The sequence below is a fragment of the Moraxella catarrhalis genome (assembly GCF_001656295.1).
Classification (GTDB): domain Bacteria; phylum Pseudomonadota; class Gammaproteobacteria; order Pseudomonadales; family Moraxellaceae; genus Moraxella; species Moraxella veridica.
Genome location: NZ_LXHE01000002.1, coordinates 184,704 through 208,530, shown reverse-complemented (window position 1 = coordinate 208,530; position 23,827 = coordinate 184,704). Strand labels below are relative to the sequence as shown.

General features: G+C 43.1%; 21 protein-coding genes, 1 pseudogene and 2 riboswitches. Of the genes and pseudogenes, 12 read left to right on the top strand and 10 right to left on the bottom strand.

The genetic code is table 11. The features are described 5' to 3' along the window. Window positions 1–3: 3 nt before the first annotated feature. Together AO382_RS01050 and AO382_RS01045 are read right to left on the bottom strand one after the other, a co-directional pair. Window positions 4–846 (bottom strand): ion transporter, encoded by an 843-nt coding sequence (locus AO382_RS01050; protein ID WP_064611966.1) that lies wholly within the window; start codon window positions 844–846, stop codon window positions 4–6. 142 nt (window positions 847–988) lie between these two features. Next, the gene (locus AO382_RS01045; RefSeq protein WP_064617410.1) at window positions 989–1,534 is read right to left on the bottom strand and encodes an NADPH-dependent FMN reductase; all 546 of its coding nucleotides are present in this window, start codon (window positions 1,532–1,534) and stop codon (window positions 989–991) included. Between the two features lie 422 nt (window positions 1,535–1,956). On the opposite strand from AO382_RS01045, the gene AO382_RS11400 reads away from it, so the two are divergent. Both AO382_RS11400 and AO382_RS10840 read left to right on the top strand, forming a co-directional pair. Then, entirely contained in the window at window positions 1,957–2,259 is a 303-nt protein-coding gene (locus tag AO382_RS11400; protein ID WP_404933104.1) for a LysR family transcriptional regulator, read from the top strand. Beyond that, on the top strand, window positions 2,151–2,699 hold the full coding sequence (locus AO382_RS10840) for a substrate binding domain-containing protein (protein ID WP_201030203.1): 549 nt from the start codon (window positions 2,151–2,153) through the stop codon (window positions 2,697–2,699). Before AO382_RS11400 ends, AO382_RS10840 begins: the two co-directional genes overlap by 109 nt. A 131-nt stretch (window positions 2,700–2,830) precedes the next feature. Here the strand turns inward: AO382_RS10840 and AO382_RS01035 are convergent, their stop codons facing one another. The 6 genes from AO382_RS01035 to AO382_RS01010 form a co-directional block, all read right to left on the bottom strand. After that, complete coding sequence (locus AO382_RS01035) at window positions 2,831–3,745, bottom strand: META domain-containing protein (protein WP_064617407.1); 915 nt, start codon at window positions 3,743–3,745, stop codon at window positions 2,831–2,833. Window positions 3,746–4,209: 464 nt separating this feature from the next. Then, window positions 4,210–4,689 carry a 50S ribosomal protein L9 gene (gene rplI, locus AO382_RS01030; RefSeq protein WP_049235697.1) on the bottom strand — a complete coding sequence of 160 codons (480 nt, stop codon included), beginning with the start codon at window positions 4,687–4,689 and terminating at the stop codon, window positions 4,210–4,212. Between the two features lie 16 nt (window positions 4,690–4,705). Then, window positions 4,706–4,933, bottom strand: coding sequence for a 30S ribosomal protein S18 (gene rpsR / locus AO382_RS01025; RefSeq protein ID WP_049235696.1), 228 nt, complete (start codon window positions 4,931–4,933; stop codon window positions 4,706–4,708). A gap of 16 nt (window positions 4,934–4,949) precedes the next feature. After that, the gene (rpsF, locus tag AO382_RS01020) at window positions 4,950–5,351 is read right to left on the bottom strand and encodes a 30S ribosomal protein S6 (RefSeq protein ID WP_049235695.1); all 402 of its coding nucleotides are present in this window, start codon (window positions 5,349–5,351) and stop codon (window positions 4,950–4,952) included. Between the two features lie 261 nt (window positions 5,352–5,612). Beyond that, window positions 5,613–6,095: a hypothetical protein gene (locus AO382_RS01015; protein WP_064617404.1), complete on the bottom strand. Its 483-nt coding sequence runs from the start codon at window positions 6,093–6,095 to the stop codon at window positions 5,613–5,615. Between the two features lie 118 nt (window positions 6,096–6,213). Further along, the gene (locus tag AO382_RS01010; RefSeq protein ID WP_064617402.1) at window positions 6,214–6,534 is read right to left on the bottom strand and encodes a YcgL domain-containing protein; all 321 of its coding nucleotides are present in this window, start codon (window positions 6,532–6,534) and stop codon (window positions 6,214–6,216) included. 174 nt (window positions 6,535–6,708) lie between these two features. Continuing rightward, window positions 6,709–6,833, top strand: a riboswitch (glycine riboswitch). 10 nt (window positions 6,834–6,843) lie between these two features. Next, a riboswitch (glycine riboswitch) is annotated at window positions 6,844–6,963 on the top strand. A 67-nt stretch (window positions 6,964–7,030) separates the two neighbouring features. Here AO382_RS01010 and gcvT point away from each other — a divergent pair. The 5 genes and pseudogenes from gcvT to AO382_RS00990 all read left to right on the top strand — a co-directional run bounded on the left by gcvT (window position 7,031) and on the right by AO382_RS00990 (window position 13,710). Next, on the top strand, window positions 7,031–8,134 hold the full coding sequence (gcvT, locus tag AO382_RS01005; RefSeq protein ID WP_064617400.1) for a glycine cleavage system aminomethyltransferase GcvT: 1,104 nt from the start codon (window positions 7,031–7,033) through the stop codon (window positions 8,132–8,134). A 303-nt stretch (window positions 8,135–8,437) separates the two neighbouring features. Further along, complete coding sequence (gene gcvH, locus AO382_RS01000) at window positions 8,438–8,818, top strand: glycine cleavage system protein GcvH (protein ID WP_064611980.1); 381 nt, start codon at window positions 8,438–8,440, stop codon at window positions 8,816–8,818. 135 nt (window positions 8,819–8,953) lie between these two features. Then, window positions 8,954–11,806, top strand: a complete 2,853-nt coding sequence (gcvP, locus tag AO382_RS00995) for an aminomethyl-transferring glycine dehydrogenase (RefSeq protein ID WP_064617889.1) — start codon at window positions 8,954–8,956, stop codon at window positions 11,804–11,806. Between the two features lie 338 nt (window positions 11,807–12,144). After that, a pseudogene (locus AO382_RS11215) lies at window positions 12,145–12,579 on the top strand (carbon starvation CstA family protein); the annotation flags it as partial. Window positions 12,580–12,666: 87 nt separating this feature from the next. Next, window positions 12,667–13,710 carry a carbon starvation CstA family protein gene (locus AO382_RS00990; protein WP_264753395.1) on the top strand — a complete coding sequence of 348 codons (1,044 nt, stop codon included), beginning with the start codon at window positions 12,667–12,669 and terminating at the stop codon, window positions 13,708–13,710. Window positions 13,711–13,866: 156 nt separating this feature from the next. Here the strand turns inward: AO382_RS00990 and AO382_RS00985 are convergent, their stop codons facing one another. Further along, on the bottom strand, window positions 13,867–16,824 hold the full coding sequence (locus AO382_RS00985) for a TonB-dependent hemoglobin/transferrin/lactoferrin family receptor (protein WP_064617398.1): 2,958 nt from the start codon (window positions 16,822–16,824) through the stop codon (window positions 13,867–13,869). A 434-nt stretch (window positions 16,825–17,258) separates the two neighbouring features. On the opposite strand from AO382_RS00985, the gene AO382_RS00980 reads away from it, so the two are divergent. The 3 genes from AO382_RS00980 (at window position 17,259) to AO382_RS00970 (ending at window position 19,956) form a co-directional block, all read left to right on the top strand. Beyond that, a complete protein-coding gene (locus AO382_RS00980) occupies window positions 17,259–17,531 on the top strand; it encodes a DUF4212 domain-containing protein (RefSeq protein WP_064611984.1) in 273 nt (90 codons plus the stop codon). A gap of 3 nt (window positions 17,532–17,534) precedes the next feature. Continuing rightward, window positions 17,535–19,307 carry a sodium:solute symporter family protein gene (locus tag AO382_RS00975; protein WP_064617395.1) on the top strand — a complete coding sequence of 591 codons (1,773 nt, stop codon included), beginning with the start codon at window positions 17,535–17,537 and terminating at the stop codon, window positions 19,305–19,307. A gap of 190 nt (window positions 19,308–19,497) precedes the next feature. Next, complete coding sequence (locus tag AO382_RS00970) at window positions 19,498–19,956, top strand: hypothetical protein (protein WP_064617392.1); 459 nt, start codon at window positions 19,498–19,500, stop codon at window positions 19,954–19,956. Window positions 19,957–20,038: 82 nt separating this feature from the next. Here the strand turns inward: AO382_RS00970 and AO382_RS00965 are convergent, their stop codons facing one another. Beyond that, window positions 20,039–21,247 carry an Mrp/NBP35 family ATP-binding protein gene (locus AO382_RS00965; RefSeq protein ID WP_064617389.1) on the bottom strand — a complete coding sequence of 403 codons (1,209 nt, stop codon included), beginning with the start codon at window positions 21,245–21,247 and terminating at the stop codon, window positions 20,039–20,041. 204 nt (window positions 21,248–21,451) lie between these two features. On the opposite strand from AO382_RS00965, the gene queA reads away from it, so the two are divergent. Together queA and tgt are read left to right on the top strand one after the other, a co-directional pair. Then, window positions 21,452–22,534, top strand: a complete 1,083-nt coding sequence (gene queA, locus AO382_RS00960; RefSeq protein WP_064617386.1) for a tRNA preQ1(34) S-adenosylmethionine ribosyltransferase-isomerase QueA — start codon at window positions 21,452–21,454, stop codon at window positions 22,532–22,534. Window positions 22,535–22,644: 110 nt separating this feature from the next. Then, window positions 22,645–23,802: a tRNA guanosine(34) transglycosylase Tgt gene (gene tgt / locus AO382_RS00955; protein WP_064617383.1), complete on the top strand. Its 1,158-nt coding sequence runs from the start codon at window positions 22,645–22,647 to the stop codon at window positions 23,800–23,802. Window positions 23,803–23,827 lie beyond the last annotated feature (25 nt).

Genomic DNA, 23,827 nt, shown 5'->3' with positions numbered 1-23,827 from the left:
CTGTCACACGTGTAAATCATGACCGCAGCGGTCACAGAACTTGGCATTGGTAGCATGTCCAAATTTACCGCAATTTGGACAAGAAATTGGCTGCAGCTGTGGGCGCATGGTTCGCGTTAGCTCAGCAGTAAAAATGCCTGTCGGTACAGCAATGATGGCGTAACCGGTGATCATCACCATGCTTGCAATCGCCTGTCCTATCGGCGTTTTTGGTGAAATATCACCATAACCCACCGTCGTCAATGTCACAACTGCCCAGTAGATTGATAAAGGAATGCTTGTAAAGCCATTTTCAGGACCTTCAACGACATACAAAACCGAACCAAAGATGGTGACCAGCAAAAGCAGTGATAAGAAAAATACTGTAATTTTATGCTGGCTCGTCTTAAAGGCGGCTGCCAAAAATCCCGCTTGCTGCATATAGGATTTTAGCCGAAAGACGCGAAAAATCCTAAGAATTCTAAGAATCCGAACAACCAGCAAATAATGCGTGCCCGCAAAAAATAGACTCAGATAAGTGGGCAATAACGCCAATAGATCAACTACGCCATAAAAACTGGTCACGTATCGACGACGATTCGGTGATGAATAAAGACGCAGTGCATACTCAATGGTAAATAAGACCGTAAAAAACCACTCAGCAACAAAAAATAAACGCCCATATTGTAAGCGCAAAAACAGCACGCTATCAAACATGACCACTAAAACACTGGTGACGATCGCCACCAAGATCAACACATCAAATAGCTTACCGGCAGGCGTGTCTGTCCCTTCGATGATGATATGGATCTTATTTTTTATTAAGCTGTTATTAATTGGGTTTTTTAAAGGTTTTTTTGCTGGCATACACAAAGCCATGAGACAAAGATTTGTCTATTGTAGCCGAATTTTAAATCAATGGGTAGCTTACTTTGTAAAAGAAAATAACCACCCTAAATTGGGTGGTTATTATTCACTCATCCATCAGTGTGATAACTGATAATCGAAATTAGAACTTTTCGATGAACTCAGCACAAGCATTGATAAAGCCTTCCAAAGTCGCTTTGCCATGCTCAGAAACCAGCTCGCCTTGCTCATTGAACGCGCCAGCGAAGATACCGCCGAAGTATGCACCAAATGGTAGGGTTGGCATATTTAGTGCTGGGCTTGTCGCGATGGTGCGAAGCTGATCTGTTACACGTGAGCTACCGTTAGCATTGACGCTGATTAGGCCTAGTGGCTTGCCAGTCCAAACGCTTTGACCCATTGGGCGTGATGCGATGTCGATGGCGTTTTTGATCATTGCTGAAGGACCGCCATTGTGCTCTGGGCTGATCCATAGGATAGCGTCAGCTGCTTTGATTTCTTCGCGGAAACGGTTATAAGCAGGTACATCTTGCTCATCCAAATCACGGTCATATAGTGGAAGATCTGCGATTTCAACCACTTTGAATTGTAGTGAGGCAGGAGCAACAGACTCAAGATATTTAAACGCCAACTTGTTTACAGAAGTCTTGCTCGTGCTACCGATTAATACTGCAACTTGTTTTGTCATGATGTCATTTCCTTAAATATTTGCTCTCGTTGCGCGAGATGAAATTGGTTGATCGTTTTATCGCAATCAGTATTGATGGTGAATATTATGCCGAGAAAATTCATCTTGAACAAGATTATTGATAAAACATTATTTTCTATTTTTTGCAAAGTTTGATATCAATTTGTCGCTCAATTCGGCTTTAATTAAGTTTAGTTTTCAAAGTTTTATCTTATGGTAGCCGAATTTTATGATACGATAGAATTAACTAACGCACATTACCCTGTATGGCAAAATCTGGTTGAATGTTATGTTTGCTAGCGCATTCTAAAGACAAAATTTTATGAATACCATCGATTTTAAAGAAATAGCAAGCTACACTTTGCCATCTCCACCTTGATAAGTTGTATAGAAATATTATGGTTTAGCCCAGTCTTGATGATATCCGATTGTTTGTGTCCATGGTTCAGGCAGGCAGTTTAAGCTCTGTCTCAGAATTGACTGGTATTGCAGTCTCTAAGCTGAGTCGTAGATTGACTCATCTAGAAAATACGCTTGGTACACAGCTACTAAATTGCGGTAAAAAAGCGTCACTCTCAATGAACTTGGTGAGCGATTTTTTGAGCATGCCCAAAATATGCTCAAAGAAGCAGATAATGCTATCAGCAGCATCCATAAGGAGCTTGAAGAACCCACGGGACTGCTGCGCATCTCTGTGGCTGCTGATATCGGTCATCGCTATCTGATACCGTTACTAGATGGATATTTGGCAGCTTATCCTAGGGTTTCTTTGGATATCAATTTTAGTCAACAAAAAATCAATATGATCCAAGATGGCATTGATATCTCAATCCGTGTGGGGACCATCCAAAACGACAATATCGTTACAAGAACATGGATGATGATGGAGTTTGGCATCTACGCCACTGCGGAATACTTATCGAAATACGGCGTACCAAAGACGCCTAGCGACTTATATAAGCATAAAATCATCGCCCAAACACTTAGTATGCCTTGGCACTTCAGTCAAGATCATAAAACCGTCAAGGTCAGTCCAAACGCGTATATCGGCTGTAATGACTATACCATGGTTGATGACATGATCATAAAAGGATTGGGTGTGGGTAAAATGTGCAAAACCAGTGCAGACAAACATCCTGAACTGGTTGAGCTATTGGGTGATTAGAAAATTGATCCTGTACCCATTTCTTTGATTTATTATAAGAATCGAGACGCATTTGCTGCAGTACGCAGCTTTGTAGATTGGCTGATGACGCATGCAACTCAGATCCTATAATACCTTTGGTGTAAAGTTATTTATTGAGATACTGGAATATCCAGATAATGAATCTCAACCGATCTGTCGTAGATATAATACGGGTTTTCTTTACTCTTAGGATTATTATAGGCATTTAGGCGAACGATTTGACGCAAATTCGGCTGATATTCGTACCCATGAATCTCACCATAAAAAGTACGCCATGCACCAGACCCAGTCTTAATGCCTTGCTCATTATAAGTGACATTGCGAACTTTTAGGCATTGACGCTCTTTACCACTTTCATCAACGCAGTTAATTTTTTCTGGCTCAATTTCCCAAAACAGTAAAACCGGCTCACCAAAACGAACTTCGGGCTTCATATCACCCTGCCAAGACAGCACTTGAGCGCCTTTTTGGAGCAACAATGTGGCTGTGTAATCATCAGGATTGGTTTTAATTTTCAGGGTTGAGTCATTCAAATCCTGCGCAAGCTTTGATTCTATTTGAGCCAGATTGGGTAGATCATCGCTAGAAGAATGACAAGCCATTAAAGTAGAGACTCTTTGACTGACTGATAACCGACCTTCAGATAATTGATAATTTTGGAAATTGTGATTACAACCCACAGTAAAATATGCACCGCGATTTGAGAAAATCAAACTACCCGCTCGATCCTCAATGATCTTTTCATAACTATGGATGGGCGCACCTTGCACCTCAGCCGACACCAATGTCCAGTTATAAGCTTTAAGTAGCTCATCAGTTGCTGTTTGATAGGTTGAATTTTCGTAGGCATTTAATTTAGAAGTTTGCTTAGGAGTTCTGATTGGGTGCTGCTGTGTTGCCTCAGTTGCCGCCTCATTTACTACATCCCCAATCTGATAGCAAGCAGAAAAAGAAAAGACTGCTACGGCTGAAGTCAAAATGAGTAGTGAAGTTGTTAAACTGAGTTTGGACTTTGGCGCTTTCATAATCATCACTTTTGGTTGAGTATATGGGCGACCTTAGATTACTGAAATTCAAAAATTTAGAGTCGATGGTTAAAAATTAGTCAATAAAATATGTCGGTCTCACTATCTGTCATACAAAATCGCATGAACTTTCTAATCGCATGAACTTTCTATGCGATATTTTATGACTGTATTATATCACTTGTCAGAAGATCAATTCCGCAATTTTTGTAATGATATTTATTGGGAGTTGTACCCTTTGTGTAAACAAGGTGTACAACCATTAATTTTTATGATAATGGTTTTTATTAAATTTTTAATAAGAATTTATACTTTGTCAAAAGCTGTCGCCACCTACTGTTTGTCATCAACTGACTTATCCAAGCAGTAAAAGACTATCCAATTTCGGCAGTCTAACTATGCTAATAAAAAACCCCTAAAGTATGACCTTTAGGGGTTTTTAGATAACAAAAAAATTCTTACAATTATTCGTTATCGTCTTCTTCAGCGGTTGGTGCATCTTCTGACAAGATGGTCACAACGATGTCAGCGCTGACATCATGATGCAACTGGATAGTCACTTTATACTCGCCAACTTGACGGAAAGCACCTTCAGGCATCTTAACTTCTGAGCGATCAACTTCCAAGCCAGATTTTGTCAATGCATCAGCGATATCGCGAGCACCGATAGAACCAAATAGCTTGCCTTCGTCACCAGACTTAGCACGCATGATCACATTAACATCAGTCAATGCTTCAGCACGTGCATTAGCCGCTGCCAATTCTTCAGCTTCCAAGGCTTCAAGCTCAGCACGGCGAGCTTCAAACTTAGCCAAATTAGCTTCAGTTGCAGGCAATGCTTTACCTTGTGGGATTAGGTAGTTACGACCGTAACCCGCTTTAACATCAACAGTCTCGCCAAGTTTACCAAGATTAACGACACGCTGTAATAGAATAACTTGCATGATTTTTCTCCGTTAATTACTTGTGGTTGTCGGTATATGGCAATAGTGCCAAATAACGAGCTTGTTTGATAGCAACTGCTAGCTGACGCTGATATTTGTTTGAAGTACCAGTAATACGGCTAGGAACGATTTTGCCATTTTCGCTGATATATTGCTTCAAAAGTTCAACATCTTTATAGTCGATGTGAGTGATGCCTTCAGCGGTGAAACGGCAGAATTTACGACGACGATAGAAACGTGCCATGATGAAATCTCCTTAATTAGTTATCGCTGTCAGCGTCGTTCTCACCTTGCTCGGTGCGAACGTCATTACGGCGGTTAGCTTTACGAGTGCGCTTATCTTCTGCTTCCTTCGCCAATGGTGATTGCTCAGTGATTGCAGAGTCGCGACGGATAACTAGGCTACGGATGATGGCATCGTTATATTTGAACAGCTCTTCAAGCTGAGCCAAAGTTTCTTCGTTACACTCAATGTTTAACAAAACATAGTGTGCTTTGTGAATCTTATTGATTGGATAGGCCAATTGACGACGACCCCAATCTTCTAGACGGTGGTTTGAGCCGCCATTATCTTCTACCAATGTACGGTATTTGGTTACCATGTCGGCAACTTGGTTGCTTTGATCTGGATGAACCAGTAGCACCACTTCATAATGTCTCATAAGGACTCCCTACGGATTAAAACAGCCACCATCTTATGATGATAGCAAGGAGATGTGAGCTTATATAATAGTCACAAGGCGTATATTATACACCAAATTTTAAAACATTCAAGCTAAAATTAAATTTTGAAGCGATGATGGCATCTTTATTAGGCATTAATGTGCTACACCATTAATAAGTATTAATATTAGCTCAGTGCATCAATCATTAAAAATAGCCATAAAAAAAGCCGCCGAAAGCAGCTTTTTGTCATACTTAACTTAGTTTGATCGGTCAGAATCCAGTAAGCGCTTTTGCTGCTGGATGTGCAGCGCCTGCACTTCTTTTTCAGCATTAGCCGCAATCGCACCCCGAGCCATCTGCCAAGCTGCACCCACCACCAATAAAGCGGCGAGCGCCGCAAATATCGGCACCGCTGCCCCAAGCGCAGCACCAAAATCCTTCATCAATATGGCATGAAATACCCCAATCATCGCAGGCGCAATCTCACCTGTATCCCCTGCTGCTTGTCCTGGTGCAAACATGACCGCTGCCAAGACGACCAAACTAATCCCCTTAAAAGGTCGGGGTATTAGGCGCATAATAACTAGCCATAAAAGCAGCACCAATCCACAGCAGACGACATAAACGATGAGCGGTAACTGACCTGCAGGCACACCCTCCGTCAGTCGACCCCAAAAGCTAAAAAAGCCTGCCAGCGCTTCACCGATTTGCTCAAGCGGTAGATTTTTTAACCAATTCATTGATTTTGACCAAAAATAAAATTGATTTATTTTAACACGCTTTTTAATAATTCAAGCATAAAAATGTTGTTAAAATTGGTGATATTTAAAAATCTGATGAAAAATCAAATTGTTAAACTCAATCAAATTTCTTATCTTGAGCTTCTTTAGCCTTCATCAGTGCTTGAGCAGCGAGCATCTCTGATGGCGGCGCTTGTACATAATAGCCCTGCTCATTAAGCTTAGCTTTAACCTGTTCAATGTCTGCTTGAGCCAGTTTTTGTCTTGATGCCAAGTCTAAATGCATCACAAACTGACCCAAGCCAAGCTTAGCGCGCATCACCGTCGGTAAAACACCCAGCCAGTCTTTGAGCTCTTGGGTGTCATTCGGGTAATCAGGACGCGCGATATACACATACCAGCCTTCGTTTTTTGGAAATTTATAAACATCGCAGTGCATTCAAAATTCCTTAATAAAATGTTAATATAGATACAATTAATCAAATGAACTTTTTTATAATATTACTGATTCACATGAATCATTTTGAGTCAGCCCAGTGTATTTTGCCAATTATTTTTAAAAAGCTCAAAATTTCACTTGTAAATTGTAGCATTATTTTCCATAATAAGGGTGTTTTGATTTTCAGGAGAGTGTATTTTGAACAGGACGTTTTCAAAATACCACCGAAGGCGCAAACTGTCGTGCAGCTTGGCACGCATTCCCCATAATCGCTCAGGTCACAGGACTGAAAATCTCGGCAAATACTTGCCAACACAATCTGGAGAATGGTGAAATTCACCTACCGAAGGGAAGAAAATGATGACTGTATGCCAAATCATATCATACAAAATCATTGAAAATCTCAGGTCAAAGGACAGATGGGGTGCTTATTTTAGGTGTTATTCTAAGGATAATACCCCATTATTTTGCACTCAATCAGGCTAAGGAATTGACCATGACCGCTCCACAACGCACCCCTCTTTATGATGCCCATCTTGCCTTTGGTGGCAAATTAATCGACTTTGGCGGTTGGGAGCTGCCTGTCAATTATGGCTCTCAGATCGTCGAACATGAAGCCGTGCGCACCGACGCAGGGATGTTTGATGTCTCACACATGCTGGTAACTGATATCACCGGCGATCAAGCCAAAGCTTTTTTTCAAAAATTACTTGCCAATGATGTTGCTAAGTTAGGTTTTGTGGGCAAAGCACTGTATTCAGCCATGCTAAACGATAACGGCGGCGTCATTGACGATTTGATCGTCTATCTGATGAGCGAAGATGAAACCACTTATCGCATCGTGTCAAATGGCGCAACTCGTGAAAAAGACTCCGCTCAATTTGCCAAAATCGGTGAAGTATTTGGCGTAACCATTACGCCACGCTACGAGCTTGCGATGATTGCTATCCAAGGTCCAAAAGCCATCGAAAAGCTACTGACTGTCAAATCTGAATGGGCGGAGACTGTGGATGGACTCAAGCCATTTGTCGGTGCAGATATGGGTGATGAGTGGTTTGTGGCTCGCACAGGCTATACTGGCGAAGATGGCGTAGAAGTGATCCTACCCGCCGATCAAGCAGAAGCGTTTTTTAAAGCTCTAGCAGATGTCGGGGTGCAGCCTTGCGGCTTGGGCGCTCGAGATACACTGCGCATGGAAGCAGGCATGAACCTATATGGTAATGACATGGACGATGAGACCAGTCCACTAGAAGCAGGCATGGCATGGACAGTGGATCTTAAAAATGGCGAGCGTGAGTTTGTGGGTAAATCTGCCCTAACCACCCTAAAAAATAATGGCGTCACAGTCAAGCAGGTTGGGCTTTTGCAAACAGGCAAAGGTGGCGTGCTGCGTGATGGTATGACCGTCGTTACCGATAAAGGCGATGGCATCACCACAAGCGGTGTCTTTAGCCCAACCCTAAAGCAATCTATCGCCATCGCCCGTGTGCCAGCCGATTTTACAGGCGATACTGCCAAAGTCATCATGCGTGGTAAAGAAGTGGATGTGCGAGTATTAAAACTGCCCTTTGTTAGAAATGGTCAAAAGCAGTTTGATTGATTGTACACCGAAAAACTGACCAAAAGCATCAAAGGTGCTTTTGGGTCTTTATGTTCGTTTTATTATGTTTAGAAATTGATTTAGGAATTGAAATCATATGAAATACCTATGTACAGGTTTGGTTATTTTATTATTGGTAGGCTGTGATGCCAAAGACAGATGCTTAGATGATGGCGGTCGTTATGATGAAGCAAGCAAACAATGCGTCTATCAATAGCTTGACAATCCTTGTACACCGCTTTTAAGTACACCCTTTTAACCCATTAACCCCCATTTAATTCACCAAACTCACAGGAGAGACCCATGAGTAATATCCCCGCTGATTTAAAATATGTTGCCAGCCACGAATGGCTAAAACTTGAAGATGACGGTATCATCACCGTTGGTATCACCGACCATGCTCAAGACGCTTTGGGCGACGTGGTATTCGTTGAGCTGCCTGAAGTGGGCCGTGAAGTGACTGCAGATGAAGAAATCGCAGTGGTTGAATCGGTCAAAGCCGCTTCGGATGTCTACGCGCCCATTTCTGGAGAAATCGTAGAAATCAACGAAGAGCTGGTGGATAACCCAGAGCTTGCTAACGAAGACCCATATGGCAAAGCTTGGTTCTTTAAAATCAAGCCTGCCAATCCTGCTGATTATGATGGCTTGATGACCAGCGATGAGTACGAAAACTCACTATAAGCATTTGCCTTAGTAAACAAGGGCAAAAGTGCATTTTGCCCTTGTTTAAATTGATTAGCCATTGGGTTTTGTTGAACTGTCTAATGGCTAATCAATTTAAACGCTGAGTTTTGGATTTTATCACGAGGAATGACCATGACTTTTAACAATTTTTCTGAATTATTTTATGAAAATGCCTTTGTGCATCGCCATCTTGGCAAAGATGAAAGTGAGCAACAAGATTTATTAAAAACAGTTGGCTTTGATGATCTAGACAGCTTTATTGATGCCGTGGTGCCTAAGGCGGTACGCCTGAATAAGGATTTGGATTTGCCAACGGCGATGAGTGAACACAATGCTTTGGCCAAACTACGCAAAATGGCAGACAAAATCACCGTCGCCAAAAGTTATATCGGTCAAGGTTATTCGCCTGCGCGCCTACCTGCTGTCATTCAGCGCAATGTGCTAGAAAATCCAGGCTGGTACACCGCCTACACGCCGTATCAAGCTGAGATTTCTCAAGGTCGCCTAGAAGCTTTGTTGAACTTTCAGCAAGTATGTATTGATCTGACAGGCATGGACTTGGCAGGCGCAAGCCTACTGGACGAAGCGACGGCTGCTGCTGAGGCGATGGCGATGGCTAAGCGTGTCAGCAAATCAAAATCAAACCAATTCTTTGTGGATGAGCGCACTTATCCGCAAACCTTAGATGTCATTCAAACTCGCGCCAAATATTTTGGCTTTGAGGTTGTGGTAGGTGACTTTGATACTGCGCAAAATGGCGAATTTTTTGGCGCGTTTTTCCAATATGTCGGTAAAGACGGCGACGTGCTTGACCTAAGCTCTATCATCGCATCAGTCAAACAAAAAGGCGCTTATGCGATTGTCGCAAGCGACATCATGAGCTTGGTGCTACTCAAATCCCCTGCTGATATGGGCGCTGACATTGCTTTAGGTAGCACACAGCGTTTTGGTATTCCGATGGGCTTTGGGGGTCCGCACGCGGCTTACTTTGCTTTTAAAGATAAAGACAAACGCTCCGCTCCTGGTCGTATCATCGGCGTCTCTAAAGATGCTCAAGGTAACACCGCGCTTCGTATGGCGCTTCAGACGCGCGAGCAGCATATCCGCCGCGAAAAAGCCAATTCAAACATTTGCACCTCTCAAGTCTTACTTGCCAATTTGACAGGTATGTACGCCGTCTATCACGGACCTGTAGGCCTTAAGCGTATTGCTACGCGCATCCACGCCTTAGCGACTGCCTTTGCTGAGTCAGTTAAGAAAGCTGGTCTGGCAGTTCGTCATGATGTATTTTTTGATACGGTATTGGTTGAGTGCGGCGATCAAGCAGAAGCGATTTATAAAGCTGCCAAAGACAAAGGCTATAACCTATGGCAGCATACCAATGGCGGTATTTCGGTTTCTTTTCATGAGCTTACCGACGAAGTCGAATTTGATGAACTTTGCCAAATCTTTGGCGCCAACGGCAGTCTTGATGCCGTGCAGGTTCAATTAGGTGATCTATTAAGACAAGATGAGATCTTAACCCACCCTGTCTTTAACAGCCATCACACCGAGCATCAGATGCTTCGCTATCTGAAGTCGCTTGAAGATAAAGACCTTGCCATGAATCGCTCAATGATTTCGCTGGGTTCATGCACTATGAAGCTGAACGCTACCAGCGAGATGCTGCCGATTACTTGGAGTGAGTTTGCGGGTGTGCATCCTTTTGCACCCAAAAGCGATACCGAGGGCTATATCGAGATGATCGACAGCCTACAAACTCAGCTCAAAGCCATCACAGGGTTTGATGAAATCTCCATGCAGCCAAATTCAGGCGCTTCTGGCGAATATGCCGGCTTGCTCACCATTCGCCGTTATCATGAAAGCTTGGGTCAAACTGAGCGTGATGTCTGCCTAATCCCTCGTTCGGCACACGGCACTAACCCTGCCACTGCTCAGATGATGGGCATGAAAGTGGTTGTGGTTGCAACTGATGATAATGGTAATGTGGATATTGATGATCTAAAAGCCAAATGCGATGAGCACAGCGATAAACTGGGCGCCTTGATGATCACTTATCCTTCAACGCATGGGGTTTTTGAAGAAGGTATTCGTGATATTTGCGACATGATTCACGCTCACGGCGGACAGGTCTATATGGACGGTGCTAATATGAATGCGCAAGTGGGTATCATGCAGCCAGCTGATGTCGGTGCAGACGTACTACACATGAACCTACACAAAACCTTCTGTATTCCACATGGTGGCGGCGGTCCCGGCATGGGCCCGATTGGACTAAAATCACACTTAGCGCCATTCATCTCAAGCCACAGCGTCGCCCCTGTGTTTAATGCCCAATCTGAGCAATCAGCGGTATCGGCGGCACCTTATGGTTCGGCAAGTATTTTACCAATCTCATGGATGTACATTACTATGATGGGTCGTGATGGTCTGTTAGCAGCAACCAAACAAGCACTACTCAATGCCAACTATATCGCCACCAAGCTTAGCGAAGATTATCCAGTTTTATATACTGGTAACAATGGTCGTGTCGCGCACGAATGCATCATCGACATCCGCCCATTGAAGGCAGAAACAGGCATCTCTGAGACTGACATTGCTAAGCGCTTGATGGATTATGGTTTTCATGCGCCGACCATGTCATTCCCTGTGGCAGGCACGCTGATGATTGAGCCTACCGAATCTGAAAGCAAAGCTGAGCTTGATCGCTTTATCAGTGCATTAAAGCAAATTAAGCAAGAAGCCTTAAAAGTTCAGGCAGGTCAGGACGGTTGGAGTCTGGACAATAATCCACTGGTGAACGCACCACACACCCAAGCCGTCATCACTGGCGAGTGGAATCGTCCGTATAGCCGAGAAGAAGCCGCCTTCCCACTAGACTACATCAAAGCGCACAAATTCTGGCCATCTGTAGGACGCGTCGACGATGTCTATGGCGATAAAAATCTCATTTGTTCATGCCCAAGCATTGAAAACTATGAGTAAATAATCAGCTTATGCACCTTAAAATCCGTCCTTTTTTGGACGGATTTTTTGGGAGCTAATCAGGCTTTTATGTTAAGATTGGCTGTGATTTAAAACTGGTTAAGTAATTGACTTGTGATTTTGGGGTCATTTTATCTTAATGTTTCAGCATTAAAATGGATTTTTATTTATTTTAATTATCTTAATAATCAAACACCTATAATTGATATAGACAAACTCAGATAATATTCTTTACATTTTAATCAATTTTCGTTATTTTATACTAAAACCTTGTGGAGTCTATCAGCGCCAAAGGCTTAAGATGGACGGTTTATACTGGTCAGTTTGGATGATTTTTCATGTTATGGTTCTTTTTTTGTGTCGCCGTTTTGTTGGTCGGCTACTTTATTTACGGTAAAGTTGTCGAAAAAATTTTCGTCATTAACCCAAACAAAAATACCCCCGCCTACACAATGGCAGATGGCGTGGACTATGTACCCATGTCAAAAACCAAAATTTGGTTGATTTAGCTGCTAAATATCGCTGGCACTGGTCCTATTTTAGGCGCATTGTATGGTCCTGTGGCAATGCTTTGGATTGTACTTGGGTGTATTTTTGCAGGTGCAGTGCATGATTATATGTGCGGCATGCTGTCTGTGCGTAACGGCGGTGCTTCCATGCCCTATTTGACAGGCAAATATCTTGGTGCGCCGATCAAAGCATTTATTAATGTCTTAGCGGTCGTTTTGCTTGTACTGGTTGGCGTGGTGTTTGTTGCAAGTCCCGCTCAGCTACTTAGTACGATTACATTGGATGTCTTTGGCAGCGGTAGTACTCAAGCAGCCAGTACGGATACCGCAGCCGCTGCGACTGCCTTTGGGATGGCCAAAGAAGGGATTTTGATTGCGTGGACGACAGTGATTTTTGTGTATTACATCATCGCTACCTTATTACCGATTGACAAAATCATTGGACGCGTTTATCCATTTTTTGGCGGGCTTTTGCTATTCATGTCGCTTGGCATGATGTATGGCTTGGTCAGTAATCATCTGGGCTCAGGCACTGCCAGCTTCTTTGGCTCTATTGATGGATTGTCGGTTGAAAAATTCATGTCAAACTTACAGCCCAAAGGTGATTTACCAATTTGGCCTTTACTGTTTTTAACCATCACTTGCGGCGCACTGTCTGGCTTTCATGCCACACAGACACCGCTGATGGCTCGCTGTGCCATGAATGAATCTGAAGGTCGCTTTATTTTTTATGGCGCTATGATTGCTGAAGGGATTATTGCATTGGTTTGGTGTGCTGTTGGCATGTCATTTTATCCAGATTTGGTATCACTTCAAGAAGCCATTGCGGCAGGCTCGCCATCAAAGGTGGTTTATGACAGCTCAATTTATTTCTTAGGTGCCATTGGTGGTGTATTTGCAGTACTTGGGGTGGTGATCTTACCCATCACTTCAGGCGATACCGCATTTCGTGCCGCGCGCTTGATCATCGCTGAATTTTTCAATATGGAACAGCACACCTTGATGAGACGTCTTTTCATTGCCATTCCATTATTTGTGATCGGCTTTGCCGTCTCAAAAGTGGACTTTCAAATTCTATGGCGCTACTTTAGCTGGGCAAACCAAACCGTCGCCGTCGTCATGCTGTGGACAGCGGCAGGCTATCTGTATCGCTATCGTAAGATGCACTGGATTTGTACCATTCCTGCCATCTTTATGACGGCTGCGTGTTATACTTTCTTGGCGTATAATAAGATCGGCTTTGGTCTGGATTATCAGCTGTCTGTGTATATTGGCATCGGTCTGACTGTGGTGACCACTGCGGCGTTCTTCTTATTTGTCAAGCGTGAGCGTGTGGCTGGCGATCCTGATGCGCTGGTGGTTGAGCCTAAGATTCAGCTTGGCAGTCCGTCTTAATTACTTGATTTATAAATTAAAAAACCTTTGGCAGTCCAAAGGTTTTTTAGTGCAAGCTGATTTATGACGATCACACGCATCATTAAAATCATAAACCACCCAAGAGTGCTATCTTAGGTGGTTTTGGTTAATTGACCCGTTGAATAGCTTAGTTAATCAAAACACATACTCCAAACTCACCTTGAAGTTACGCCTAGGTGCTAAGAAACGATTAATCCCCTTGTCATTTCTTTTATCAATCATGTTGCTGGTACCAAATGGTCGAATTGAGCGCGCCGAATCCCAAGTCATATATTTTTTATTGGTCAGATTATACGCACCCAGTTGCAGCGTCAGGTTTTTGGTGGGTTTATAATAACCTGTTAAATCAACCGTCGTATAACCGCCACTTCTCCATCTAAGCGTACTATCTTTTGCTTGCTCCTCTTTCCAAAATAGATTGTAGGTATCTTCAGCCTTTTTGGCACTGACACGGGTAATGTACAAATTTCCACCAAATTTTTCATTCTTAGCATCATAACCAATGCCAAAAACCGAGGTGTCAGGCTGAATGGCATTCATCGGAATATTACCATCAGCACGACCTTTTTGGCGTGTCATCTTATAGCTGAGCTGTGTTCCATTTATGGCAGGTACCAGCTCACCTAATTTTAGTACAGAATTAATTTCAATACCCTCTGCTTTGGCACTTTGCCGATTCATGCTTTGATAAACTGGCCACTTTCTGGAACTTTTTCTTTCAATATCCTCCAAACCACGGAAAACAAAATCAATAAAATCGGTATATTTGGTTTCAAAAACACTGCCAGAGATAAAGCCATATTGACCATGCACTGTCACTGCCAGCTCTTTGGTTTTGGCAATTTCAGGCTTTAAATCCACATTAGGTTTAATGGTAATATCAGGATGCTGAAAGGTAAAATAAATCTCATCAATTGTTGGCATTCTAAAGCCTTTAGAATACTTGACCTGTAAATTGATATTTTTGGTCACATCAAACGCAGGTGAGATACTGTATGAATGCTGTGAATGGGTTTTGGGTTGCCCAATATAAGCAATATTTTCTGCAGGGTTTTGGGCAAGTTTGGTCTCATACGCCTCTTTTTTGGCATTATAATCCGCCAAATCGGTTCTAAATTTTGGGTCGTTTCTACCACTGTATTTTGAACTCCACCATTTTGGTTCTTCGCCAACATCATTGTTTGGTAGTGGAATGAATAAGCCTTTGACCAAATCATCTGGAATTTTGGCAGTTTGTCCAGGTATATAATTTGGCTGATATTTGATGCGGTTATAGCGATATCCCAATCCCAAACGAACCCGATCACCAATCAAGACAGAGTCATTTAGGTAAACCGAGCCATCTTTAGTTTTTACAGGAATTAAAAATGAAAAAGTATTGTGTCTTGGGCATAACAGACCATTAAATGTTGATGAGTTATCACAGGTACGAAGTTTTTCACTAAAATCCCAGCCTAAGGTTTTATCACTCCACCAAGTCGATGACCAAGCATTGTATCCAGATTTATTGACCATGGATTTTTCGGTTGTTTCATAGTTTGCACCATAAGTTATGTGATGAGATGCACTGCCTTTATCCAGCCACTTTTTAAAGTCAATATTAATCTGCTTGGTATTGGTATTTAAATCACGATCAGAATATAAATTTTCTAAATACCCTTGGCTTGACGGAAATGGCATCAGTATCTTATGAGAATACTGAGAAGTCGTTGCGTAAGTTTTATTGGTATTAGGATCAGTTTTTTTGCGATCCAAGTTTACCTTAGTGGTACGAACAAATCTGCCATAGTTTGCTTCATAAGCATCAACTGGGCTATCACAATCAAAGACATCACAATCAAACCAATACTGATCAACACGCCTGCTATCAAAATCTGAATACACTTTACCATTCGCATGAAGCTCGGCTTTACCATTTTCACCTGCAGCAACCGTTAAAGGATTGCCATTTTTATCCACAACTTTACCATCTTTAAGCTGTAATCCTAATGGGTTGCTCAGTGCTTGACAATGCTCACCATCACAATAATCATCTGTGCGTGCTTTTATGTTAATGTCTTGTTTGGTCAGTTTTATAGAAGCTTCATCCCATAATGGGTTAGGCGTGGTATTGGTGTAAGATGCAACAAAAGCCCTACGATTGGTTTCATCGCCAGTATGACGCAATTCCACCTCATCATACTCAGTTATGGGAGAATATTTTAAAGTATAAGAAAAATCATGACCTCGGGTCAGTCGTTTGGTATCATCCAAACCAATCTCAAAACGGTGGTTATCATGAGCAGTATAGCCCAATTTTAGGAGCGTACTTTTTTGGTTGATATCATAAGGGTCAGGTTTTTCACGAGTTCTACCCTGAGTGGTGGCGTCATAATGGCGATAACCATGGTTCTTAGTTTCGTTTTTGTCTCGGCGTGTGGCAATCAGCAAGGCATCAAACCCACCCAATCGCCCCGCTAAAGTTGCACTACCAAGTTTTTGGTTATCCACATCAGAATAACCCGTTTTTAAACCTACATGCCAATTTTTTTCGGTCAAATAATCCTTGGCTTCTTTGGTTTCAAATATCACCGCACCACCTAAAGCACCGCTGCCTGCTGTGACAGAATCAGCACCTTTTTTGATGGTGGCTTTTTTGACATTTTCAAACTCAACACTGTTTCTGGTATTATTAAAATTACCATACCCCTCAAAAAGCTCTTTAAATCCTTGAGATGCCAAAGTTTCTGCCTGACGCAGCCCATCAATCATCACCGCAACACGGTTCTCATCAACACCACGAATTGCATAACCACTGGTGCCAAATCGCCCTGCTTCCACAACCGTAATGCCTGTTTCGTGCCTAACCAAATCACGACCATCAGAGACCATATTTCGTGAAAGCGTCTCATCATCAACAACCGTTTGACCGATGATTTTAGGTGTAGTAGTTGTAATGACTGTTTCGGCTTCTAATTGAATCTCTGGAAGCTTGTGTTTGGCATCATCGTTGGCATGAGTTTGGGCATTTTGAATCATTAAAAGTGGTACAAGTATCGATAACAGATATTTTTTGAGTTGGTTTTTTTTGTACATTACCAAAGGCTGGCTCATTGTTAAACCTCAAGATGAAAGTATGAGTAAATAATTTGTAAATAAAAGTGATAAAACTGTAACAATTAAAAAATTATAATCCATTATCTTTTTTATGTAAATAAGATTTATTATTTTTTGATAACTATTTTTATTAATTTATTAATTGATAGAGTACTTATATATTACATAAAAAATTTAAAGATTTAGCAAAGATAAATTTGAGATAAACTTAGCCACACAGTAGAAACTTTTTGTAAAAAATTCATACACAGATATTGCAATTGATGAAAGTTGTGCTATGCTATGACCATCTGATTTGTCTAGCTAACTGTCAATCGGCTAGTTTTATCATCACCAAATCAGGTTGTAAAAAGGAAAATTGTAAGCAGGGATTAGCTCACACGTCACATTGATGATAGGCCATACCCTGCTCCTTTGATAAGGAGTGATCTATGTCACAACATGAACATCAAAATCATGATATCAGCGGATATTGGGCAGCCAACGTCCGAATCATTACTATCTGTTTAATTATTTGGGCACTTGTTTCACTTGGCTTTGCCATTTGGCTTAGACCAATGCTTGCAGGCATCCAATTCGGCGGTGCTGACTTGGGTTTTTGGTTCGGGCAACAAGGTTCAATTTTGTGTTTTATTCTTTTAATCTTCTTTTATTCATGGCAAATGAAAAAGCTTGAAGAACGCTTTGGGGTCAAGGAGGACTAACCCATGAGTCAATTTTGGATTAACATCATTTTTGTTGGTTTGTCGTTCGCGCTGTACTTCGGTATTGCGATTTGGGCGCGTGCTGGCTCTACCAAAGAATTTTATGTGGCAGGTGGTGGCGTACACCCTGTTGTTAATGGTATGGCAACGGCTGCTGACTGGATGAGTGCGGCGTCATTCATCTCAATGGCAGGTATGCTTGCCATGGGCGGCTATGCTGCTTCTGCCTACTTGATGGGTTGGACTGGCGGTTTTGTTCTGTTAGCCTTGCTGCTTGCACCCTATTTGCGTAAGTTTGGTAAATTTACCGTTCCTGACTTTATTGGGGATCGTTTCTATAGTAAAGCTGCTCGCTTGGTCGCGGTTGTCTGCTTGATCATGGCGTGTACCACTTATGTTATCGGTCAGATGACAGGTGCAGGCGTTGCTTTTTCTCGCTTCTTAGAAGTTGATAGCAACACAGGTCTTATCATTGCTGCGATTGTTGTTTTGTTTTATGCAGTTCTTGGGGGCATGAAAGGTATTACCTACACCCAGGTTGCTCAGTACTGTGTACTGATGGTTGCTTATATCATTCCTGCCATCTTTATTTCTTTAAACTTAACTGGTAATCCAATTCCTCAGCTGGGTATGTTTGACAATGATGTCAGTACAGGTATGCCAATTCTACAAAAGCTTGATATGCTGGTTTCTGACCTTGGCTTCGCTCAGTACACCGCTGATGTGCCAAATAAGCTTAATATGTTCTTATTGACCTTGTCTTTGATGATTGGTACTGCTGGTTTGCCACATGTCATCATCCGCTTTTTTACCGTACCTAAAGTATCAGATGCACGCATCTCAGCAGGCTGGACATTGATCTTTATTGCACTGTTATACACCACAGCACCTGCAGTGGGTTCTATGGCGCGTCTAAATATTATCAATACTGTTTACCCACAAGGGCTTGATCAGCCAGCATTGGCATACGAAGCACGCCCAGAGTGGATGAAAAACTGGGAAACGACTGGTCTTTTGAAATATGAAGACAAAAACGGCGATGGTCTGATTCAATACTACAATGACAAAAACGAAGAATACGCAGCAGCTGCCACGACCGAAAAAGGTTGGCAAGGTAATGAGCTGACTGTGAACAATGACATCTTGGTACTTGCTAACCCTGAAATTGCCAATCTACCAAGCTGGGTCATCGGTTTGATCGCAGCAGGTGGTTTGGCAGCTGCACTATCTACTGCTGCAGGTCTGTTGTTGGCGATCTCATCAGCCATCTCGCATGACCTTATCAAGAAAACCATTAAGCCTGACATCACCGATAAAGGCGAGCTCATGGCAGCGCGTATCTCGATGACGATTGCGATTGTGGTTGCGACTTATTTGGGTATGAATCCACCAGGATTTGCTGCACAGGTTGTTGCTGTCGCCTTTGGTATCGCTGCATCAAGCTTATTCCCAGCACTGATGATGGGTATCTTCTCAAAACGCATCAACTCAACAGGTGCAACTGCAGGTATGATTGCAGGCTTGAGCGCAACATGTATCTATGTGTTCTTATATATGGGCTGGTTCTTCATTCCAGGCACAAATACCTTTGAAAACGTAGAAGCTAACTGGATCTTGGGCATCTCTCCACTATCATTTGGTGCTATTGGTGCTGTGATTAACTTCATTGTTGCAATCGCTGTATCATCAATGGGTAATCCACCACCTAAAGAAGTTCAAGACTTGGTTGAAAGTGTTCGTTATCCAAAAGGTGCAGGCGGCGCGATTGATCACTAATCCACCCCTCCACAAAAAAATCGCTCAGAGTCCTGGGCGATTTTTTAATTGAGTTAGAAGTACTGGCTATCGTTGTCATATTATGATAATTTTTATGGCATTTTAATTCGTAGTTGTCTATAATACTTATTCATAATATTTTACTACATAAAATTACATATTTTATACAGGCATAAAGGATATACCAACCATGATGTTTTGGGAAATTTTGGCGACCATCTTTAGCGGCTTTTTATTGGCAGGTCTTGTCATGCCTATTCGCTTGTTTTATAAGCGCACACCAAAATGGATCGTGCCTGCGGCTGCAGGATTGGGAATGATCGGCTTTCAGGTATATACCGAATACACTTGGGCAAATGACACCATCGCCAAACTCCCCGACCAAAGCGTCGTCGTCGCCAAAGTAGAAAAAACCACTTGGTTTCGTCCGTGGTCGTATGTCAAACCCCAAGTTTTTCAGTTCGTGGTATTAGATAAGGGCAATACTCGGACAGATGCCAATAATCCAGCCATCAAACACAGTACGCTGTATTTTTTTGAACGCCGTGCAGCAGTGCATCCGCTTGGTATTTCTGTTGATTGTACCAATCCTACTTTGGCGTTTGATGACACCACCAACCAAAACATCATTAACGCCCTTTGCCCATAACTTCACCAATCAAAAAGATGCTTATCACAAGCATCTTTTTGATTGTATTAATAGCCGCCAAGCTCATACTTTGGATTATTTATTAAAAAAACCGCTCACTGGACTTTTTGGTAAATTGTCCTGCGCGCTCGTCAAGCAGCTTGGCGATGTGCTCATAGTGCCGAGAAAAATCAGCGCAAGTCAGCTCATCTGTGTTGCCATCATCCATCGCCGCGCGGATAGCAGCGTCCAGTGGTAATTGCCCAAGCAAAGGCACGCCATAGGCTTTTGCCATTTCATCACCGCCACCTGTCCCAAAAATCGCTTCAGTATGACCACAATTTGAACAAGTGTGCAGCGCCATATTTTCTATAATACCCAAAACGGCAATGTCTGTTTTACGAAACATCTCCACACCCTTTTTGGCATCCAGCAGTGCAATATGCTGCGGCGTTGTCACGATAATTGCCCCTGTTAAAGGAATACGCTGTGCCAGTGTCAGCTGAATATCCCCTGTACCTGGCGGCATATCAATGAGCAAATAATCCAGCTGTGGCCAGTTGGTTTGATTATAAAGCTGCATTAATGCGCCTGTTGCTTTGATACCACGCCATGCAATTGGCGTGTTTTCAGCTTCAATCAAATTACCAATTGACAGCACTGCCATCCCATTTGCATCAATTGGGATAAACTGGTCATTTTCTACGATCGGCTTTTTGGTTGCCACACCCAACATGGTTGGAATGGAAGGCCCATAAATATCAGCATCTAAGATACCGACACGCTTACCCATCTTTTGAAGTGCTAATGCCAAATTCACTGTCGTGGTTGATTTACCGACACCGCCCTTACCCGAAGCCACTGCGATGATATGCTTGATGCGCGGATGGGCGCTCAGCTGCGACTGCTTAGTTGCCGCCTTCGTAGGTGCAGGCTCATCATGGTGAGCAGGGATGGTATCGGCGTTTTTGGTGGGGTGATGGGTTTTTACAGAATTAGGCTGCGCGGTGTGGTCATGGGTGTTAGCCAAGCCGCCTTCCTTTGAGGTGTCCTTTGAGGTGACAGTAACATTGATATTCACCTCCTCGATGCCCAGTGGGTATAGCCGCTTTTGAAGTGTGTGATACTGCCGCTCAAGCTCGGCGGTATCATCAGATTCTGCAATGCGCATTTGTAGATCCAGCACCTTGCCATCGGTCAGATTCATTTTTTCAATATATTTTGTCAAGGGGTGTCCGTAGAGCGTCATCTCATCAATGACCGCTTGCACGGAGCTGGTGGTTGGTTTTTTCTTTTTAAATAATTCAAACATATTTCACCGCCATGCTGGCTTTATTAATTAAATCACTTTTTGATAACTATTATTATCTGATCACTGGGGCATTTTAGCACAGTTATAGTGTGGCATAAAGTCAAGCAGCCATCACGCATGACAAGCTTTATGCTCAATCAACCGCTAGAGAATATGCTCAAAGTTTGTTAAAATGCGCATTGACTAATTATTACCCCCTAAGCCATGACACAACAAACACAGCCCCTTTTGCTCAGCAACTATGATTATCACCTGCCAGAATCTTTGATCGCACGCTATCCTTTAGAAAATCGTACCAGTTCCCGCCTGCTACATGTCAGTGATCGCGGCTGCCAAGATCTGCATTTTGGCGATCTGATTGAGTTATTAAACCCTGGCGATTTGTTGGTGCTCAATGACACCAAGGTCATCAAAGCTCGCCTGCATGGTCAAAAGCAAACAGGCGGCGCAGTTGAGGTGCTGGTTGAGCGTATTTTGCCCGATGAGGCTGGCGCGTCTGCCAATCAAGCTTTGTGCCATGTGCGCTCAAGCCGTTCACCAAAAGCAGGTCAGGTACTGAGTCTTGCCGATGATCAAATGCGCGCCACCGTGATGGGTCGCCAAGACAATTTATTTATCCTAAGCTTTGAGTCGCCCATTTTAGCTGATCTGGATAAATACGGTCAAATGCCCATTCCGCCTTATTTTGAGCGAAAAGCTGACGAAAAAGACGACGAGCGATACCAGACTGTATTCCATGATCCTGCCAAATCTGCCAGTGTCGCAGCCCCTACAGCAAGCTTGCATTTTGATGAGGCGCTGCTCACACAGCTTAGACAAAAAGGCGTTCAAATTGCTTTTGTGACTTTGCATGTCGGTTCTGGCACTTTTGCTCCGGTTAAGGTGGATAACTTAGCCGACCACATTATGCATGCTGAGTACGCCCATCTGCCTGCCCCGACCGCAGCGCTGATTAACGCCACAAAAGCAGCGGGCGGTCGAATCGTCGCCGTGGGGACGACGGTGACACGGACGCTTGAGACAGCGCATCTACATCGAGTAGACGGTGAATTGGTCGAGTTTTCAGGCGATACCCAAATTTTTATTTATCCCCCGTATGAATTTGGCGTGGTGGACTGTTTGATTACCAATTTTCACCTACCCAAATCGACGCTACTCATGCTGGTCTCAGCATTTGCCGGCACTCAAGCCATTAAAGATGCTTATAATCATGCCATCGAACATCAGTATCGATTTTTCAGCTATGGTGATGCGATGTTTCTTGAACGACACACACCATCAAGCTAAGCGAATATACTGACTGCCAAGCCCAACAAATTCATAACAAGTCCATGTTATCAAAGTAAGTTCTATGATAAAATAATCGGTTTTGATCAATAAAGACAGATTTGAGACTTATGAAATTTACCCTACATAATACCGATGGCGGTAACAACCACGCACGCCGCGGCACAGTCAGCTTGGCACATGGCGAGGTACAGACGCCTGCTTTTATGCCTGTAGGCACTTATGGCACGGTCAAAGGCATGCTGCCACGCGACATTGAAGACATCGGTGCAGACATTATCCTTGGAAATACTTTCCATCTGTGGCTGCGCCCTGGCATGGAAGTGGTTCGTGAATTTGGTGGCTTGCATGACTTTATGGGGTGGAATAAGCCCATCTTGACCGACTCAGGCGGCTTTCAGGTCTTTAGTCTGGGTGCGATGCGTAAAATCACCGAAGAAGGCGTGGCTTTTCGCTCACCCGTTGATGGCGCAAAAGTATTTTTATCGCCTGAGACTTCCATGCAAATTCAAAACGATCTAAATTCTGACATCGTCATGCAGTTTGATGAGTGCACACCTTATCCTGCCACGCATGAAGACGCCAAAAAATCACTCGAGCTGTCACTGCGCTGGGGTCAGCGCTGCATCGATGAGCATCAGCGCCTAGGCAATAAAAACGCCCTATTTGGTATTATCCAAGGCAGTATGTATCAAGACTTGCGCATGCAGTCGCTAGATGGTCTGCTTAAGATGCCCTTTGATGGTTATGCCATTGGCGGTCTGTCGGTCGGCGAACCCAAAGAAGAAATGATCAAAGTGCTCAACTATCTACCAAATGCCATGCCTCATGATAAGCCGCGCTATCTGATGGGCGTGGGCAAGCCTGCCGACATCGTCGAAGCGGTGCGCCGCGGTGTGGATATGTTTGACTGCGTGATGCCGACTCGAAACGCCAGAAATGGGCATTATTTTGTCACTGGTAATAGCGACAATAAAGGTGTGATTCGTATCAAAAACAGTCAGTATCGCACCGACACGGCACCACTTGATGAGCATTGCGACTGCTACACTTGCCAAAATTTCAGCCGTGCTTATCTTTATCATCTGCATAAATGTAAAGAAATGTTATCAGCTCAGTTGGCAACCATTCATAATTTACGCTATTATCAACGCTTGATGGCTGATATCCGCCAAGCCATTGAAAATAATCGCTTTGATGAATTTGTGGCGCAGTTTTATGCTAATTGGGGCATGCAGGTGCCAGATTTTGATAAAAACGCTGATTAAGCCACCACTTCAACATTTACCAATC

Coding starts and splice junctions, on each gene's coding strand:
- AO382_RS01050 (WP_064611966.1), bottom strand. CDS start 846: ATGCCAGCAAAAAAACCTTTAAAAAACCCAATTAATAACAGCTTAATA.
- AO382_RS01045 (WP_064617410.1), bottom strand. CDS start 1,534: ATGACAAAACAAGTTGCAGTATTAATCGGTAGCACGAGCAAGACTTCT.
- AO382_RS10840 (WP_201030203.1), top strand. CDS start 2,151: ATGCTCAAAGAAGCAGATAATGCTATCAGCAGCATCCATAAGGAGCTT.
- AO382_RS01035 (WP_064617407.1), bottom strand. CDS start 3,745: ATGAAAGCGCCAAAGTCCAAACTCAGTTTAACAACTTCACTACTCATT.
- rplI (WP_049235697.1), bottom strand. CDS start 4,689: ATGCAAGTTATTCTATTACAGCGTGTCGTTAATCTTGGTAAACTTGGC.
- rpsR (WP_049235696.1), bottom strand. CDS start 4,933: ATGGCACGTTTCTATCGTCGTCGTAAATTCTGCCGTTTCACCGCTGAA.
- rpsF (WP_049235695.1), bottom strand. CDS start 5,351: ATGAGACATTATGAAGTGGTGCTACTGGTTCATCCAGATCAAAGCAAC.
- AO382_RS01015 (WP_064617404.1), bottom strand. CDS start 6,095: ATGAATTGGTTAAAAAATCTACCGCTTGAGCAAATCGGTGAAGCGCTG.
- AO382_RS01010 (WP_064617402.1), bottom strand. CDS start 6,534: ATGCACTGCGATGTTTATAAATTTCCAAAAAACGAAGGCTGGTATGTG.
- gcvT (WP_064617400.1), top strand. CDS start 7,031: ATGACCGCTCCACAACGCACCCCTCTTTATGATGCCCATCTTGCCTTT.
- gcvH (WP_064611980.1), top strand. CDS start 8,438: ATGAGTAATATCCCCGCTGATTTAAAATATGTTGCCAGCCACGAATGG.
- gcvP (WP_064617889.1), top strand. CDS start 8,954: ATGACTTTTAACAATTTTTCTGAATTATTTTATGAAAATGCCTTTGTG.
- AO382_RS00990 (WP_264753395.1), top strand. CDS start 12,667: ATGGCCAAAGAAGGGATTTTGATTGCGTGGACGACAGTGATTTTTGTG.
- AO382_RS00985 (WP_064617398.1), bottom strand. CDS start 16,824: ATGAGCCAGCCTTTGGTAATGTACAAAAAAAACCAACTCAAAAAATAT.
- AO382_RS00980 (WP_064611984.1), top strand. CDS start 17,259: ATGTCACAACATGAACATCAAAATCATGATATCAGCGGATATTGGGCA.
- AO382_RS00975 (WP_064617395.1), top strand. CDS start 17,535: ATGAGTCAATTTTGGATTAACATCATTTTTGTTGGTTTGTCGTTCGCG.
- AO382_RS00970 (WP_064617392.1), top strand. CDS start 19,498: ATGATGTTTTGGGAAATTTTGGCGACCATCTTTAGCGGCTTTTTATTG.
- AO382_RS00965 (WP_064617389.1), bottom strand. CDS start 21,247: ATGTTTGAATTATTTAAAAAGAAAAAACCAACCACCAGCTCCGTGCAA.
- queA (WP_064617386.1), top strand. CDS start 21,452: ATGACACAACAAACACAGCCCCTTTTGCTCAGCAACTATGATTATCAC.
- tgt (WP_064617383.1), top strand. CDS start 22,645: ATGAAATTTACCCTACATAATACCGATGGCGGTAACAACCACGCACGC.